The organism is Stenotrophomonas maltophilia (assembly GCF_025642255.1).
In the GTDB taxonomy this organism is placed as follows: Bacteria; Pseudomonadota; Gammaproteobacteria; order Xanthomonadales; family Xanthomonadaceae; genus Stenotrophomonas; species Stenotrophomonas maltophilia_P.
The window spans coordinates 3,204,346-3,220,344 of sequence record NZ_CP106759.1; the positions used below are offsets into that span (position 1 = coordinate 3,204,346).

Consider the following 15,999-nt stretch of genomic DNA (forward strand, 5'->3'; position numbering starts at 1 on the left):
GGCGCATCAGTCCAGGAAACGGCCGGCCTGCTGCGTCGTCGCCAGCGTGCAGCGGTCGTGACGACCGAACCAGCGGTATCGGTTGCGGGCCAGCCTGCGATAGGCGGCATCCCGCCAGCTGCGCGGCAACAGGCGCAGCACGCCCGCCAGCCGCCATGCGCCTCCCAGCCCGGTCAGCACGCGCAGGATCGCGTCCGTGTCAGTCCAGGCGCCCTGCTCGTCCAGCAGCAGAAAGGAGCGCGGGTCCTGCGGATCCAGCCCATGGCTGCGCAGCAGCAGGCTGCCATGCGTACCCTGCATCGCTGCGAAGCGATAGCGCCCGTGGCGGTCCACACGCAGCAGGAAACGCACCCAGCGGCTGCACAGCGCACAGACGCCATCGAACACGATCACTGCGTCAGTGCGGGTCGAGCCAGCCTTCATAACGGATCAGCGCTCCAATCCAGGGCAATGTCACATCAACCAGGAAAGTGTAGCGCTCTGCGGCCCAGGCCTCGCGGCAGCGCACGCCGTCGAACCAGCGCGTCGGCAGCGGCAGCAGGCCGAACACGCGGACGCTGCGCACCGACCAGTCGATGCCGCCTTCACGCGCCCGCAGCTCGAATCCGAAGTGCACGGCACCGAGCTGCTCATGCAGACCGCCTTCCTGTGCCCACAGCCGCGACACCATCGGCCAGCGCCCGAAACGTCGCGCCCACTGCTCGCCTTGCCCGCAGGCGCTGAACACCACCTCGACCGGCAAGGCGTGCGCCTCCTTCGGCAGCCGCGCCAACGCGGCCAGCATGGGCACCAGCCAATGGCGGCCCCGTGCGATCCGCGCCTGCCCGGTACGGCGGCACGGCAGCGGCGCCGCATGCAACGCCTGCACCGGTGCTGCCAGGGTGGCGAAGGCCGGCCCCAGCACCTGCGCGAACAGCGGCACGGTCAGGGAGCGATCCAGGCCAGCGTTGCCATGCGGCCGGTGCGGCGGTCGCGACGGTGCGAATACAGGTCCGGATCGGCAATGGTGGAGATCGTGCCGCCAGACACCTGGGCCGGGTCCACGCCCACGGACTGCAGGCGCTGGCGGGCCAGTGCGAACAGATCGACCTTCCAGTGCCCCGCGCGGGTGGCCACGAAGGCGGCGGCCGCCGCCGGTTCGTGGCCGACGAAGGCCTGATACACCTCTTCGCCGATCTCATAGTCGGCAGGCCCTGCCGCCGGGCCCAGCCAGACCCGCAGCTGCGACGGCGCGGTGCGCATCGCGGCTACCGTGTGTTCCAGCATGCCATCGGCCAGGCCGCGCCAGCCCGCATGGGCCGCGCCCACTTCGCTGCCGTCGGCGGCGGCAAACACCACCGGAAGGCAGTCCGCGGTCAGGATGGCCAGCACCACCCCCGGCACCGACGTCACCGCGGCATCGGCCACCGGCTCGCTGGCCCCGGCCACTGGCGGGCCATCAAAGCGCAGCACGGTGGTGCCATGCACCTGGCGCAGCCAGTGCGGCGCGGAGGGCAGCGCCAGTCCCTGCTGCAGCAGTTGCCGGTTGTGTTCGACGTTGGCCGGCGCATCTCCATCGGCTGCGTGCCGGTTGCCCAGGTTGAACTGGGCAAAGGGTGCCGGCGAAATGCCCGCGCCGTGCCGGCGTGTGGTCAGCGCCCGCACGCCCGGCGGCGCCGGCCAGTCAGCCTGCAGCAGCGGCAGCGCGGTCGCCATCACCAGCGATCCCGCTCGCGTTCGGTAAAGGCCTCGCTGTCTTCGCGCAGCACCTTCATCAGGTGCAGCATGTCGTCCGGTACCGGCGCCGAATTGCGCACCGGCTCGCCGGTGATGGGATGCACGAACTCCAGCGTCTCGGCGTGCAGGGCCTGGCGCTTGAAGCCACGCAGCGCGGCCACCAGTTCGTCGCTGGCGCCCTTGGGCAGCTTCAGCGCACCGCCATACAGCGGGTCGCCGATGATGGGGTGGCGCAGGTGCGCCATATGCACGCGGATCTGGTGGGTGCGGCCGGTTTCCAGCCGGCATTCCAGCGCGGTGTGCGCCCGGAAGCGCTCGCGCAGGCGGTAATGGGTAATCGCGTCCTTGCCGTCTTCGCGCACCGCCATCTTCAGGCGGTCGCGCGGATGACGGTCGATCGGCGCATCGGCGGTGCCGCCGGCCACCAGAGCGCCCATCACGATGGCCAGATACTGGCGGTGCACATCACGCGCGGCCAGCTGTTCGACCAGGGCCGTCTGCGCCTCCAGGGTGCGGGCGACCACCATCACGCCGCTGGTGTCCTTGTCGAGGCGATGCACGATGCCGGCGCGCGGCAGAACCGCCACCGACGGGTCGCGGTACAGCAGCGCATTGACCAGGGTGCCGCTGTGGTTGCCGGCACCCGGGTGGACCACCAGGCCGACCGGCTTGTTGATCACCAGCAGGTGCTCGTCCTCGAACAGCACGTCCAGCGGGATGTCCTCCGGCTGGGCATCGGTCTGGGTCTCCAGCACCACGTTCAGGGTCACCACCTCGCCACCGCGCAGCGGATCGCGCGGCCGCGCCTGGGCGCCATCGAGCAGGACGTCGCCGGCCTTGATCCATTCGGTCAGGCGTGAACGGGAGTACTCGGGGAACAGTTCGGCCACGACGGCGTCGAAACGCCGGCCGGCGGCGGTGTCGGGGACGATGGCCTGGCGGGCCGATTCGGAGGGTTGTTCAGACATGGCAGGGGGGTATCTTTGAAATTTTGGGGTCCCGGCGGTCGGTTTCAGTCGCAGGACAGGACACTAGGCTATCATCGACCCTTCGTATTCCAGACGCGTCCCGCCTTGACCCCATGATCCGACGCTCCGCCATGCTCTCCGCGCCCGTCCGCCTCACCGCCCTGCTGCTGGTGCTGGTCATCGCCGCCACCGGCTGCCATCGCGGCGCCAAGAAGGGTGATCGCCCCGACGAGGGGACGCCGGTCGAACAGCTGTACGAGAAGAGCCACACGCTGATGAAGGGGGGCAACTGGAGCGGCGCCGAAGCCAGCTTCCGTCGCCTGGTGGCCCAGTATCCCTACGGCCCGTACACCGAACAGGCGATGATCGAAACCGCCTACGCGCAGTACAAGGCCGGCAAGCACGACGATGCGGTGTCGAGCATCGACCGCTTCATCCGGACCTATCCGACCCATCGCAACATCGCCTACCTGTATTACCTGCGCGGCCTGGCCAACTCCAACCGCAATACGGTTTTCCTGCGTCGCGTATGGTCCCTGGACCCCAGCCGCCGCGATCTGTCCACGCCGCACCAGGCGTATTCGGACTTCAACATCGTCGTTGACCGCTACCCGAACAGCCGCTACGCCGCCGACGCCCGCCAGCGGATGATCGAGCTGCGTGACGTATTCGCCCAGCACGAGCTGGACAACGCGCTGTACTACATGCGCCGTGGCGCCTGGGTGTCGGCCGCTGGCCGCGCCAACTACCTGCTGGAAACCTATCCGCAGAGCGCCTTCCAGTACGACGCCGTGGCAGTCCTGGCCGACTCCTACACCCACCTGGGCAACAAGACCCTGGCCGACGATGCCCGGCGCGTGCTGGAGCTGAACCAGCCCGATCACCCGTGGCTGGCAGGCAACTGGCCGAAGTACCCCTGGATGATCCGCAAGCTCAACCCGTTCGCAGGCGAGAAGTCCGCCAGTACCGGCCAGCGCAACGCGCGGCTGGAAAAGAAGTAAGAAAAGGGCCCCGCAAGGGGCCCTTCCTTTTTGTGGGGCCCGCCATGGCCGGGCCCTGCGGAGGCGCGGGCCTCAGCCCTTGTAGCCGTTGCTGATCGGATAGCGGCGTTCGCGGCCGAAGGCGCGACGGGAGACCTTCGGCCCCGGTGCGGCCTGGTGCCGCTTCCACTCGCTGATGCGCACCAGCCGCAGCACGCGGTCGACCACGGCCGCATCGTAACCGGCTGCAACGATCTCGGCGCGCGACTGCTCCTGGTCGACGTAGCGGTACAAAATGCCGTCCAGCACGTCATAGGCCGGCAGCGAATCCTGGTCCAGCTGGTTCTCGCGCAGTTCGGCCGACGGCGGGCGGCTGATCACGGCCGGCGGAATCACCGGCGCGCCCCCCACGGTATTGCGCCACTTCGACAGACCGAATACTTCGGTCTTGTACAGATCCTTCAACGGCGCGTAGCCGCCACACATGTCACCGTAGATGGTGGCGTAGCCGACCGCATACTCGCTCTTGTTGCCGGTGGTCAGCAGCAGGCCACCGAACTTGTTGGCCAGCGCCATCAGGATCACGCCGCGGCTGCGCGACTGCAGGTTCTCCTCGGTCACATCCGGGGTTGTGCCCTCGAACAGCGGCGCCAGCGATTCCATCAGGCCCTTGAACGCCGGCTCGATCGACACCGCTTCCAGCTTCACTCCCAACGCCTGGCACTGCTCTGCAGCCAGATCGTTGGACAGGCCTGCGGTATAGCGTGACGGCAGGCGCACGGCAGTCACGTTCTCGGCCCCCATCGCATCCACCGCCAGGGCCAGCACCAGGGCCGAATCGATGCCGCCGGACAGGCCCAGCCACACCTTCGTGAAACCATTCTTGCGGCAGTAATCCTGGATGCCACGGGTCACCGCGCGCCAGGCCAGGGCGTCCATGCTCTCGTCACCATCGTCCATCCAGACGTGCGGCATGAAGCGACGGCTGGCGCCGTCGTACTCCACCACCAGCCACTGGTCGACAAACGCAGCGGCAGCCGGGTGCACCGTACCGTCGCCATCGGCCACCACCGAAGCGCCGTCGAATACCAGTGCGTCCTGGCCACCGACAACATTGAGATACGCGATCGCCGCACCGCTCTCGCGGGTGCGCGCGGCCAGCACGGCATCGCGCTGGGCGTGCTTGCCGCGCTCGTAGGGCGAGGCATTGGGCACCACCACCAGCTGCGCGCCAGCACGCACGGTATCGGCCAGCGGCTCAGCGAACCACAGGTCCTCGCAGATCAGCAGGCCCACCGGAATGCCGTCGACGTCGAACACGCAGCTGCCGCCATCAGGGTCGACGTCGAAGTAGCGGCGCTCGTCGAACACCGCGTAGTTGGGCAGCTCGCGCTTGCGATAGGTCTGTTCGACCCGGCCATCGCGCAGCACGCTGGCGGCGTTGTACACCACCGCGCCCGCCGCCTGCGGCCAGCCGACCACAGCGGTGATACCGCGGCAGGCAGCCGCAATGCGCGCGATCGCCTGCTCGCATTCGTACAGGAACCCCGGACGCAGCAGCAGGTCTTCCGGCGGATAGCCGCTGACCGCCAGCTCGGGGAACATCACCAGCCCGGCGCCATACTCATCGCGCGCCTGGCCGATCATCTCGATGATGCGCTCGGTATTGCCGGCGACATCGCCGACCGGAAAATCGAACTGCGCCATCGCGATGCGGATCGAAGCCATGGAAGGTCCAGCCTGTGGTTGCAATGGCCCATTGTAACGCCGCACCGTGTGCCTGCCGGGCGGACCCTGCGGGTAGCGCCGGGCCATGCCCGGCGGATGACTGCGCGACGCCCAGACGCAGAAAAGCCGCCCGGAGGCGGCTTTTCCAAAGCAAGCCGAGCATGGGCTCGGCTCTACAGATCGTGCCGGCCGGAAGCCGGCAACAACCTTACTTCACCAGCTTGGCGATGGCAGCGCCCAGGTCGCCCGGCGAACGCACGGTGACGACGCCAGCCGCTTCCATGGCGGCGAACTTGCCTTCCGCCGTGCCCTTGCCGCCGGAGGCGATCGCACCGGCATGGCCCATGCGCTTGCCGGCCGGAGCCGAGGCACCGGCGATGAAACCGACGACCGGCTTCTTCACGTGGTTCTTGATGTATTCCGCACCGGCTTCCTCGGCGTCGCCACCGATCTCGCCGACCATGATGATGCCTTCGGTCTGCGGGTCTTCGTTGAACAGCTTCAGGCAGTCAACGAAGTTCAGGCCGTTGATCGGGTCGCCGCCGATGCCGATGCAGGTGGACTGACCCAGGCCGACTTCGGTGGTCTGCTTGACCGCTTCATAGGTCAGCGTGCCCGAACGCGACACGATGCCGATCTTGCCGGGCTTGTGGATGTGGCCCGGCATGATGCCGATCTTGCACTCACCCGGGGTGATGACACCCGGGCAGTTCGGGCCGATCAGCACGGTGTCCGGGTAGGAACGGGTCAGCACGTTCTTGACGCGCAGCATGTCCAGCACCGGGATGCCTTCGGTGATGCAGACGATGACCTTGATGCCGGCAGCTGCGGCTTCCAGGATCGCGTCGGCCGCGAACGGCGGCGGCACGTAGATGACCGAAGCATTGGCGCCAGTGCTCTGCACGGCGTCGGCAACGGTGTTGAAGACCGGCAGGTCGATGTGGGTGGTGCCACCCTTGCCCGGGGTCACGCCGCCAACAACCTGGGTGCCGTACTCGATCATCTGAGTCGCGTGGAAGGTGCCCTGCTGGCCGGTGAAGCCCTGCACGATCACCTTGGTGTTCTTGTTAATCAAAACAGACATGGGAATTTCCTTCGGTGTCGTGGATCAGGCGGCGTTCTTGACCGCTTCAACGACTTTCTTGGCGCCGTCGTTGATGTTGTCAGCCGGGATGATGGCCATGCCGCTGTCACGCAGCAGCTGCTTGCCTTCTTCCACGTTGGTGCCTTCCAGGCGCACCACGACCGGCACCTTGACGCCCACTTCCTTCACGGCGGCGATGATGCCCTCGGCGATCATGTCGCAGCGGACGATGCCGCCGAAGATGTTGACGAAGATGCCTTCCACCTTGTCCGAGGACAGGATCAGCTTGAACGCTTCGATGACGCGCTGCTTGTTGGCACCGCCGCCCACGTCCAGGAAGTTCGCCGGCTCGCCGCCGTTGAGCTTGATGACGTCCATGGTCGCCATGGCCAGGCCGGCGCCGTTCACCATGCAGCCGATGTTGCCGTCCATGGTGACGTAGTTGATGTCCAGCTCCGAAGCGGTCACTTCGGTTTCATCTTCCTGGGACTTGTCGCGCATCGCGACCAGTTCCTTGTGGCGGAAGTTGGCGTTGTCGTCGCTGTTGAACTTGCCGTCCAGCGCGTACAGGTTGCCGTCGTCCAGGATCGCCAGCGGGTTGATCTCAACCAGCGCCAGGTCCTTTTCGTTGAAGATGCGGTACAGGTTCACCATGATGTTGGCGAACTGGCCGGCCTGCTTGGCGGTCAGGCCCATCTTGAAGCCGATGTCACGGCCGTGGTAACCCTGCACGCCCTCGACGAAGTCCACATTCAGGGTGTGGATCTTGTCCGGGGTCTCGGCAGCCACCTGCTCGATTTCCATGCCGCCTTCCGAGGAGGCGATGTAGCTGATGGTGCGGGTGCCGCGATCCACCAGGACCGACAGGTACAGTTCCTTGACGATCTCACCGGCGGTGGTCACCAGCACCAGGTTGATCGGCAGCTCGACGCCGGCGGTCTGGTAGGTGGCCATCTTGGTGCCGAGCATCTTGGCCGCTGCGGCCTTCACGTCATCGACGGTCTTGCAGAACTTGACGCCGCCAGCCTTGCCGCGGCCGCCAGCGTGGATCTGCGCCTTGACCATCCAGGGGCCCTGGCCCAGCGACTGGGCGACTTCAACCGCCTCGTCCGGAGTAGCCGCGACCTTGCCGGCCGGGACCGGGATGCCGTATTCGGCAAGCAGTTGTTTTGCCTGGTATTCGTGGAAATTCATGCGTCACCGTGGGAATAGGAACGACCGCACGCAATTCCTCAGGGCCTCCGGGGGAGGCACCGGCACGGACCGCGGCGGGCCCACTATTGTGGCCGAGCCGGCGCCGGGGCGCAAAGAAGTCTGTACGCAGTACCGGATCCGGGCGGATTTCCGCTGTCATTCAGGCAGTTGCGGATCGCCGGCAGCCGCCCGGCCGCCCTCGCCACAGGCCGATTGCGCGACGCGGACCCGCGGCCGGGCATCGCCACGACCGTATACTGGGCATCTGCGTCCGCTCGGGCATGCCCGTCGCACAACCCAGATCCAGGCAGCCAGAAGGGGAGTTCCGGCGTGTCACCCAGTGCTTCATTGATCGACCGCATCGAATCGATTCCGCGGCGCGAGCTGTACTTCTTCGCCCTGTACCGGGTGCTGATCGCAGCCGTGATCGCCGCCCTGCTGTACAGCCCGTTGTCGATGATGGTCGGCGAGGCCCACCACCCGCGGCTGGCCTACACCGTCGGCGCGGCCTACCTGGCGTTGTCGCTGCTGGCCCTGGCGATCGGCCGCAACGAACGCTGGCTGCGGCCGATCGTGGTCACCGGCGTGCTGGTGGACATCATCGCCGCCATCCTGCTGGCCCACGCCCTGCCCGGCGCCAGTGCCGGCATCTCGATGTCGCTGCTGTTCAACATCGCCGCGGCCGCCACCCTGCTGCCGCTGAGCTGGGGTCTTGGGCTGGCCCTGGCGGCGAGCCTGGCAACGGTGGGCGAATACCTGTGGAAGCTGCTGGAGGGCGGCGACCCGACCCGCACCCTGGCCGAACTGGCGATGTTCACGACCAGTTACCTGGCCCTGGCCTTCATCAGCTACCAGGTCGGCAGCCGCGCCCGCCGCAACCAGCAGCTGGCCAACCAGCGCGGTGACGAGGTGGCCAATCTGTTCCAGATCAACGAACTGATCATCCGCCGCATGCGCACCGGCGTGCTGGTGGTGGATGCCGACAGCCGCATCACGCTGGCCAACGAGGCTGCCTCGATGCTGCTCGGCGACAGCGACGGTGCGGGCGGAACCGGCCGCCTCGATCTGGCCAGCGTCGCACCCGAGCTGGCCCGTCGCCTGCAGCGCTGGCGCAACGGCTGGACCCAGGACGAACTGCCGCTGCAGCTCAATCCGGACCAACCCGAAGTGCAACCGCGCTTCGCGCGCCTGCTGGCCGGCAGTGAACTGGCCCTGGTCTTCCTGGATGATTCCAGCGTGGTGTCGCGGCGCGCCGAGTCGCTCACCCTGTCGGCGATGGGCCGCTTCTCGGCCAGCCTGGCCCATGAGATCCGCAATCCGCTGGCGGCGATCAACTATGCCGTGCAGCTGCTGGAAGAAGGTACCGGCTTCAACGAAAGCGACCGCCGCCTGCTGCAGATCATCCGCCAGCAGTGCCAGCGCACCAACGGCATCGTCGAGAGCGTGCTGGGCCTGGCCCGGCGCGAACGTGCCACGCCGGAGAACGTGGATCTGGTCGCCTTCGTGCGCCGCTTCGTGCTGGAGTACAAGCAGGGCCAGACGCTGGAAACCGACAGCATCGAACCGATCGTCAGCGACACCTCGGTGCCGGCGCAGGTCGACACCCGCCACCTCTACCAGGTGCTGACCGTGCTGGTCCATAACGCCCTGAAGTACGGCCGCATCGGCCAGCAGCCGGCCCGCGTGCGGCTGCGTGTGGCCCGGCACGAACGCAGCGCGGTGATCGACGTGATGGACCGTGGCCCCGGCATTCCCGAAAGCGTGGCGGCGCAGCTGTTCCGGCCGTTCTTCACCACCTCCGAGCACGGCACCGGCCTGGGCTTGTACATCGCCCGCGAATTGTGCAGGGCCAACCAGGCACGGCTGGATTACATCCCGGTGCCAGCCGGCGGCTCGTGCTTCCGCTTGGTCCTGCCAGGTCCGCACACCCTGCTGCCCGATGGTTCCTGATTCTGTGCGTCAAACATTTGTCGCTTTCAGCCCCCTCGTTTATCTTTTCCGCCCATGAACGAAACCCGCAGCGCCCTCGTCGTCGACGACGAACGCGACATCCGCGAACTGCTGGTGCTGACGCTCGGCCGGATGGGGCTGCGCATCAGTACTGCAGCCAACCTCGCCGAAGCGCGCGAGCTGCTGGCCAGCAATCCTTATGACCTGTGCATCACCGATATGCGCCTGCCGGATGGCAACGGCATCGAGCTGGTCAGCGAGATCGCCCAGCACTACCCGCGCACACCGGTGGCGATGATCACCGCCTTCGGCAGCATGGATCTGGCAGTGGAAGCCCTGAAGGCGGGCGCCTTCGACTTCGTCAGCAAGCCGGTGGACATCGCCGTACTGCGCGGACTGGTCAAGCACGCGCTGGAATTGAACAACAGCGAGCGGCCCGTACCGGGCCCCGTCGCCGAACAGGGCGCCCGGCTGCTCGGCAATTCGCCGGCGATGGACGTGTTGCGTGCCACCATCGGCAAAGTCGCGCGCAGCCAGGCCCCGGTCTACATCCTCGGCGAATCCGGCGTCGGCAAGGAACTGGTCGCGCGGACCATCCACACCCAGGGGGCACGTGCTGCCGGGCCGTTCGTGCCGGTCAACTGCGGCGCGATTCCCGGCGAACTGATGGAGAGCGAGTTCTTCGGCCACCGCAAGGGCAGCTTCAGCGGCGCCCACGCCGACAAGCCCGGCCTGTTCCAGGCCGCCCATGGTGGCACCCTGTTCCTGGATGAGGTCGCCGAGCTGCCGCTGCAGATGCAGGTGAAGCTGTTGCGCGCGATCCAGGAGAAGTCGGTGCGCGCGGTGGGTGCGGCCAGCGAGGAACCGGTCGATGTGCGCATCCTGTCGGCCACCCACAAGGATCTGGCCGAGCTGGTCGAGGACGGCCGCTTCCGCCACGACCTGTACTACCGCATCAATGTGATCGAACTGAAGGTGCCGCCGCTGCGCGAACGCCGCCAGGATCTGCCGGAGCTGGCCGCTGCCGTGCTGGCACGGCTGGCCCGCAGCCACGGCCGCACCACGCCGCTGCTCGCGCCCTCGGCGCTGGAGGCACTGGCGCAGTACGCCTTCCCCGGCAACGTGCGCGAACTGGAGAACATCCTTGAGCGCGCGCTGGCCCTGGCCGAGGAAGACCGCATCGGTGTCGACGATCTGCGCCTGCCGCAACACGCCCCCCGCATGCCCGGCAACGGCACGGCCGCCGAAGCCGTGGTCGATCTGCAGCCGGGCAGTGCCGCCCTGCCCTCGTACATCGAACAGCTCGAACGCAGCGCCATCCAGCGCGCGCTGGAAGAAAACCGCTGGAACAAGACCCGTACCGCCGCGCAGCTGGGCATCACCTTCCGCGCGCTGCGCTACAAGCTGAAGAAGCTGGGCATGGAGTAAGGGCCGCAAGACCCAGCGGTCGGATCCCTTTCCGCAGGAAAGGGCTCCGACCCCGCCAGCACAACCGCGTCAATCCTTGGTAACGCGATTGATCTCGGCCAGGCTGGTCACGCCCGCCGCGACCTTCCTCAATGCCGACTGCCGCAGGTCATTGACCCCGATCGCCTGCGCGGCTTCGGCAATCTGCAGCGCATTGCCACCGGCCAGCACGATCGTGGCAATCTCGTCGGTCATCGGCATCACCTGGTAGATACCGGTGCGGCCCTTGTAACCCTCGGTGCATTCATCACAGCCCACCGCCTCATGCAGCTGGATGCCCTCATCCAGCTGGGCCTGGGTGAAGCCCTCGGCCAGCAATGCATGCTCCGGCAGCTGCGCCGGGCGCTTGCAGTTCGGGCACAGCCGTCGCGCCAGACGCTGGGCGATCACCAGGGTCACCGAACTGGTGATGTTGTACGGCGCGATGCCCATGTTCATCAGGCGCGCGATGGTCTGCGGCGCGTCGTTGGTATGCAGGGTGGACAGCACCATGTGGCCGGTCTGCGCGGCCTTGATGGCGATCTCGGCGGTCTCCAGGTCGCGGATTTCGCCGACCATGATGATGTCCGGATCCTGGCGCAGGAACGAGCGCAACGCAGCGGCGAACGTCATGCCGCGCTTGTTGTTCTGCTGCACCTGGTTGACGCCGGGCAGCCGGATTTCCACCGGATCTTCCGCCGTGGAGATGTTGCGCGTCTCGTCGTTGAGAATGCCCAGCGCGGTGTACAGCGACACCGTCTTGCCCGAACCGGTCGGCCCGGTCACCAGCACCATGCCGTACGGCTTGTGGATCGCATCCAGGAACAGCTTCTGCTGGTCGGGCTCATAGCCGAGCTTGTCGATGCCCAGCTTGGCGGCACTGCCGTCGAGGATACGCAGCACGACTTTCTCGCCGAACAGGGTCGGCAACGTGCTCACACGGAAATCGATCTGCTTGGACTTGGACAGGTTGAGCTTGATGCGGCCATCCTGCGGCACGCGCTTCTCGGCGATGTCCAGCTGTGCCATCACCTTCAGGCGCGCGGCGATGCGCTGGTTCAACTTCACCGGCGCGCGCGCGACCATCTTCAACAGCCCGTCGATGCGCAGGCGCACGCGGTAATCGTCTTCGTACGGCTCGAAATGGATGTCCGACGCGCCCTTGCGGATCGCATCGACCAGCACCTTGTTGACGAACTTCACCACCGGGGTGTCGTCGCCCTTGGCATCGATGCCGGAGTCGCCGCCCGCGCCATCCTCATCGCCCAGGCCCACGTCGAGGTTGGCCATCCCCTCATCGTCACCGCCCAGCGCGTCACCCAGCGTGTCGTGGCTGGCGTGCCACTGTTCCAGAGTGCGGCGGATCTGGTCCTCGTCGACCAGGATCGGCTCCACCACCAGGTTGGTGTGGAACTTGATCTCGTCCAGTGCGTGGGTCGGGTTGCTGGTGCCGACGAACAGCTTGCCGCCACGCTTGAACAGCGGCAGTACGTTGTGCTTACGCAGCAGTTCCTCGCTGACCAGGCTCATCGCGTTCTGGCTGGCATCGAAGGTCGAGACGTCGAACAGCGGCATGCCGAACTCAACCGCATTGGCCGCGGCCAGCTGTGCTGCCCCCACCACCTTGTTCTGCGCGAACCACTGCGGCAGCGGCTGCCGCGCGGCGGCGGCCCGGGTCATGGCGTCGCGGGCGGTGGCCTCGTCCAGCGCACCATCCTGGACCAGGCGGCGCGCCAGCCCGGTGATGCCGACAAGGTTGGGGGATGAAACAACGCTCATGGGAGTCCTCGTTACTCGTGCCCTGACGGCCGGAATTCAGTTTCAGAAACGGGTTGCCGGCCCATAGCGGCCAGGTAGCTCAGCAAACGCAGGGGTCCGCTTCCTCGCGCATCGGGCGCGAGCGCCTTCCAGTACTGGTCCGTCAGTTGCCGCGACGCCGTGGTATCCCCCAGCTGCCGCGCAGCGTGCTGCATTGCACCGAACAGATAATAGCCGGTGGCAGGGTCGGCCAGCAGCATCGGCGCATGCTCGCTGCCCAACAATCGCCGGCCTTCCGTGAGTACAGCGTGGTGGTCGTCGGTGGCCGCGGCGGCAACCAGGGCAAGGCTGGCGGACACGACGGGATCTGCCGGGGTGCAGTCCATCCAGTCGCGCTGCGCCCAGAGGGCCGCCCGCTGCGCTGCCGGCAGGAACGGGATCGTTTCTCCGGCCAGCACGAACAGCAGCCGGGTGGTTTCCATCGGAGATCCGTCCAGTTCGCAGCGCGCTGCCAGCCCACGCAGCGCCTGCGCACTCATCCAATCGGCATCCGCCGCATCCGTGGGCACCTCGCCCTGCAGGAAAGCTGCCACGGCCAGTGCGGTCGGACGTTTGTCATCCCGGCTGGACGCCGGTTGCGGCAGACCCGCCGCAGCACCCGTCACCTGCCCCGTTGGCGGCGCACTGACGATCCGCCAGGGGGCCGTCATCACCTGCTGGAAATCACGGGTGAACGCCCCCTGGAAACGTGCCACCGGGGCATTCAACTTCAAGGTCGGGAAGTAATCGGAATTGCGCGCGGCCGGATACAGAGGAACGAAGGCGCGCAGCGCTGCGTCATCCATGGACAGGGCGTTCTCCAGATCGGCCACCGAATGCACGCCGATCCGCGCCAGTTCCCCGCGCAGCTGCGGCTGTTGGAACAGGCTGCCCTTCATCGGCGGCAACGTGCCCTTCGGCGTCGCCACCAGGATCAGGTCGCCACGATTGGCCAGGTAAGCGCGCACATCGGAGAACTGTTCCAGCAGCCCCGCCAGTACCGAGCTGACCAGTTCGGGGGTGATCTCATACAGCTGCAGCCACTGCACGAACACGCCACCTTCGTTGAGCTGCTGTGGCACGAACGCATAGAACTCGTCGCTGAACAGCGCCGCCGTTCCACCCACCCAGGGATTGGACGGCTCGGAAATGATCAGATCGTACTTGCGCGGACTGGCGGCGAAATAGGACTTCGCATCGTCGATCACCACGTGCGAGCGCGGATCGTTGAAGGCGCGCTCGACACGCTCGCCGAACAGACGCGCGCCCTCCACCATGGCCGGCTCGATCTCCACCGTTTCCACGCGCCCGACGCGCTGGTCGCCCAACAGCGTGTGCGTGCTGAGCCCGGATCCGAAACCGATCACGCCGACGCGCTGGTAATCATCGCGCAGCGCCAACGGCAGAGCCGCCAGCAGGATCATGGTCGATTCGTCGCTGGTGGGTGCCTGTACCATCGACACGGCCATGCCTGCATCCACTTTGCCGTTGGTGGCGATGGCACGCATGCGGCCGATCGGCTGGGTGCTTTCATAGACCGCCACGGTGGCCGTCTGCCCATCGCGCGAGAACAGCATCGTGGCGGTATCCGCCAGACGGGCCGTGCCATGGCGGTACACCGACGAATTCAGCACCAGCGGATCGAAGCGGACCAGCACGACGGCCGCCACTACGCCAGCGACACCCAGCGCGCCAGCCTGCCACAGTGGCGAGCGCAGACGGCCCGGGGCCGCAAGCCGAAGGCGCTGCAGCAGCACCAGGCCCAGCACGATGTCGACCACTGCCGCGACCAGCAGCGCGTACTTCAGCCCCAGCAGCGGCATCAGCAGATGGATGGCCGCCAGCACACCGACGATCGCGCCGAGCGTATTGAACGCATAGGCCTGGCCGATCGCGCGCTCGCCCTGCCCGGCGCGCAGCAGCGCCAGGGTCAGCAGCGGCAGCGTCATGCCGGCGAAGAACGCCGCCGGGAACATCACCAGGCCGGCAATGGCGGCACTGGCCAGGTTGTACAGCACGTAACCATCCGCGCTGCGCACGATGACCCGCATCAGCCAGCCGACCCAATCGAAGGCCTGCGCATAGACGAACATCGAGGCCAGCGCCGCCAGCCCCATCCACACCTGCACCCAGCCTGCCACCCGCAGGGGCGACGGCATCCGGTCGGCGCGGCGGCGCAGCCACAGGCCACCGAAGGCGATGCCGAGGATGAACGCCGCCAGCATCAGCTCGAACGAATGCAGCGTGGTGCCGAGTGCGAGCGACAGCATGCGCACCCAGGTGATTTCGTAGACGAAGGACGACGCGCCGGTCGCCGCCGCGACCAGCAGCACCAGCCGCACCGGCACTGCGGTTTCCGGGCGTGCGCCGCCGGCCGCCGGCGCGGCGGAGGCCACTACCGCAGGCGCGCTGCCGTCGCGGGCCAGTGGATAGACCAGGATGGCCACCACGATGTTGAGCAGGCCGGCACTGAGGACGGTGCCCGGCAGCCCTACCGCCGGCAGCAGCGCGTAGGTGGCCACCAGGGCGCCGGCGGCCGCGCCCAGGCTGTTGGAGAAATAGAGCCCGGCCAGCACCTCACCCTGCGATCCGGGCTGCAGGCGCATGTAACCCGCACTCATCAGCGGGAAGGTCGCGCCCAGCAGGATGCATTGCGGCAACACCAGGGCCGTGGCCAGCGCCCAGCGCAGCGCCGTGGACGAGGTGCCCTCCATGCCTGGCATGAGGTGGGTGTACGCCCAACCGGTCACGCCCTGGAACAGCCCGTCGAAACCGATGCCCAGCACCCCGATCACCAGCTCGATGACCGCGTAGGCCAGCAGCGGCCGGCGCAGCAGCGCGCTGCGGCGGCTGACCAGCCACGCCCCCAGCGCCATGCCGCCCATGAACAGGATCAGCACCAGCGATTGCGCGTGCGAGGAATGCCCCAGGAACAGCCCCAGGTACTGCGTCCAGATGGACTGGTAGATCAGCCCGGCGAAGCCGGAGAGCACGAAGATCAGAAGCAGCCATGGGCCATGGCTGAATGAAGGACGGCGCATTGCGAACTCCCCAGTCGCACGGTCGAATCTGCAAGGAGACACCATCCGGGGGGCATCTCGCAAGGATTTACATGACTGTGTTGAGACTGCGAACA

General features: G+C 67.2%; 12 protein-coding genes. 3 read left to right on the plus strand and 9 right to left on the minus strand.

Annotation, left to right across the window (positions count from 1 at the left end; all coding sequences use genetic code 11):
* Positions 1 to 6 precede the first annotated feature (6 nt).
* The 4 genes from N8888_RS14700 to rluD are packed head-to-tail and all read right to left on the minus strand — an operon-like array spanning position 7 to position 2,684.
* Positions 7 to 423 (minus strand): thiol-disulfide oxidoreductase DCC family protein, encoded by a 417-nt coding sequence (locus N8888_RS14700; RefSeq protein WP_253120073.1) that lies wholly within the window; start codon positions 421 to 423, stop codon positions 7 to 9.
* Positions 398 to 904 carry a DUF4166 domain-containing protein gene (locus N8888_RS14705; RefSeq protein WP_430542989.1) on the minus strand — a complete coding sequence of 169 codons (507 nt, stop codon included), beginning with the start codon at positions 902 to 904 and terminating at the stop codon, positions 398 to 400. Before N8888_RS14705 ends, N8888_RS14700 begins: the two co-directional genes overlap by 26 nt.
* Positions 905 to 924: 20 nt before the next feature.
* Positions 925 to 1,695 carry a peptidoglycan editing factor PgeF gene (pgeF, locus tag N8888_RS14710; protein ID WP_065175783.1) on the minus strand — a complete coding sequence of 257 codons (771 nt, stop codon included), beginning with the start codon at positions 1,693 to 1,695 and terminating at the stop codon, positions 925 to 927.
* A complete protein-coding gene (gene rluD / locus N8888_RS14715; RefSeq protein WP_053517019.1) occupies positions 1,695 to 2,684 on the minus strand; it encodes a 23S rRNA pseudouridine(1911/1915/1917) synthase RluD in 990 nt (329 codons plus the stop codon). Before rluD ends, pgeF begins: the two co-directional genes overlap by 1 nt.
* A gap of 113 nt (positions 2,685 to 2,797) precedes the next feature.
* Here rluD and N8888_RS14720 point away from each other — a divergent pair, with 113 nt between their 5' ends.
* Positions 2,798 to 3,685 (plus strand): outer membrane protein assembly factor BamD, encoded by an 888-nt coding sequence (locus tag N8888_RS14720; protein WP_053517021.1) that lies wholly within the window; start codon positions 2,798 to 2,800, stop codon positions 3,683 to 3,685.
* A 72-nt stretch (positions 3,686 to 3,757) separates the two neighbouring features.
* Here N8888_RS14720 and N8888_RS14725 read toward each other — a convergent pair whose 3' ends face one another.
* From N8888_RS14725 to sucC, 3 genes are all read right to left on the minus strand, one after another.
* Positions 3,758 to 5,392, minus strand: coding sequence for an NAD+ synthase (locus tag N8888_RS14725; RefSeq protein ID WP_065181642.1), 1,635 nt, complete (start codon positions 5,390 to 5,392; stop codon positions 3,758 to 3,760).
* Between the two features lie 208 nt (positions 5,393 to 5,600).
* A complete protein-coding gene (gene sucD, locus N8888_RS14730; RefSeq protein WP_005418610.1) occupies positions 5,601 to 6,476 on the minus strand; it encodes a succinate--CoA ligase subunit alpha in 876 nt (291 codons plus the stop codon).
* Positions 6,477 to 6,500: 24 nt separating this feature from the next.
* Complete coding sequence (gene sucC / locus N8888_RS14735) at positions 6,501 to 7,670, minus strand: ADP-forming succinate--CoA ligase subunit beta (RefSeq protein ID WP_005418614.1); 1,170 nt, start codon at positions 7,668 to 7,670, stop codon at positions 6,501 to 6,503.
* Positions 7,671 to 8,000: 330 nt separating this feature from the next.
* Between sucC and N8888_RS14740 the strand changes: the two genes are divergently transcribed.
* Together N8888_RS14740 and N8888_RS14745 are read left to right on the plus strand one after the other, a co-directional pair.
* Complete coding sequence (locus N8888_RS14740) at positions 8,001 to 9,620, plus strand: sensor histidine kinase (RefSeq protein ID WP_053517024.1); 1,620 nt, start codon at positions 8,001 to 8,003, stop codon at positions 9,618 to 9,620.
* A 54-nt stretch (positions 9,621 to 9,674) separates the two neighbouring features.
* Positions 9,675 to 11,048, plus strand: coding sequence for a sigma-54-dependent transcriptional regulator (locus N8888_RS14745; protein WP_053517026.1), 1,374 nt, complete (start codon positions 9,675 to 9,677; stop codon positions 11,046 to 11,048).
* Between the two features lie 69 nt (positions 11,049 to 11,117).
* Here N8888_RS14745 and pilB read toward each other — a convergent pair whose 3' ends face one another.
* Together pilB and N8888_RS14755 are read right to left on the minus strand one after the other, a co-directional pair.
* Positions 11,118 to 12,845, minus strand: coding sequence for a type IV-A pilus assembly ATPase PilB (pilB, locus tag N8888_RS14750; protein WP_053517028.1), 1,728 nt, complete (start codon positions 12,843 to 12,845; stop codon positions 11,118 to 11,120).
* Between the two features lie 11 nt (positions 12,846 to 12,856).
* Positions 12,857 to 15,904 carry a fused MFS/spermidine synthase gene (locus tag N8888_RS14755; protein WP_263175468.1) on the minus strand — a complete coding sequence of 1,016 codons (3,048 nt, stop codon included), beginning with the start codon at positions 15,902 to 15,904 and terminating at the stop codon, positions 12,857 to 12,859.
* Positions 15,905 to 15,999: the final 95 nt, after the last annotated feature.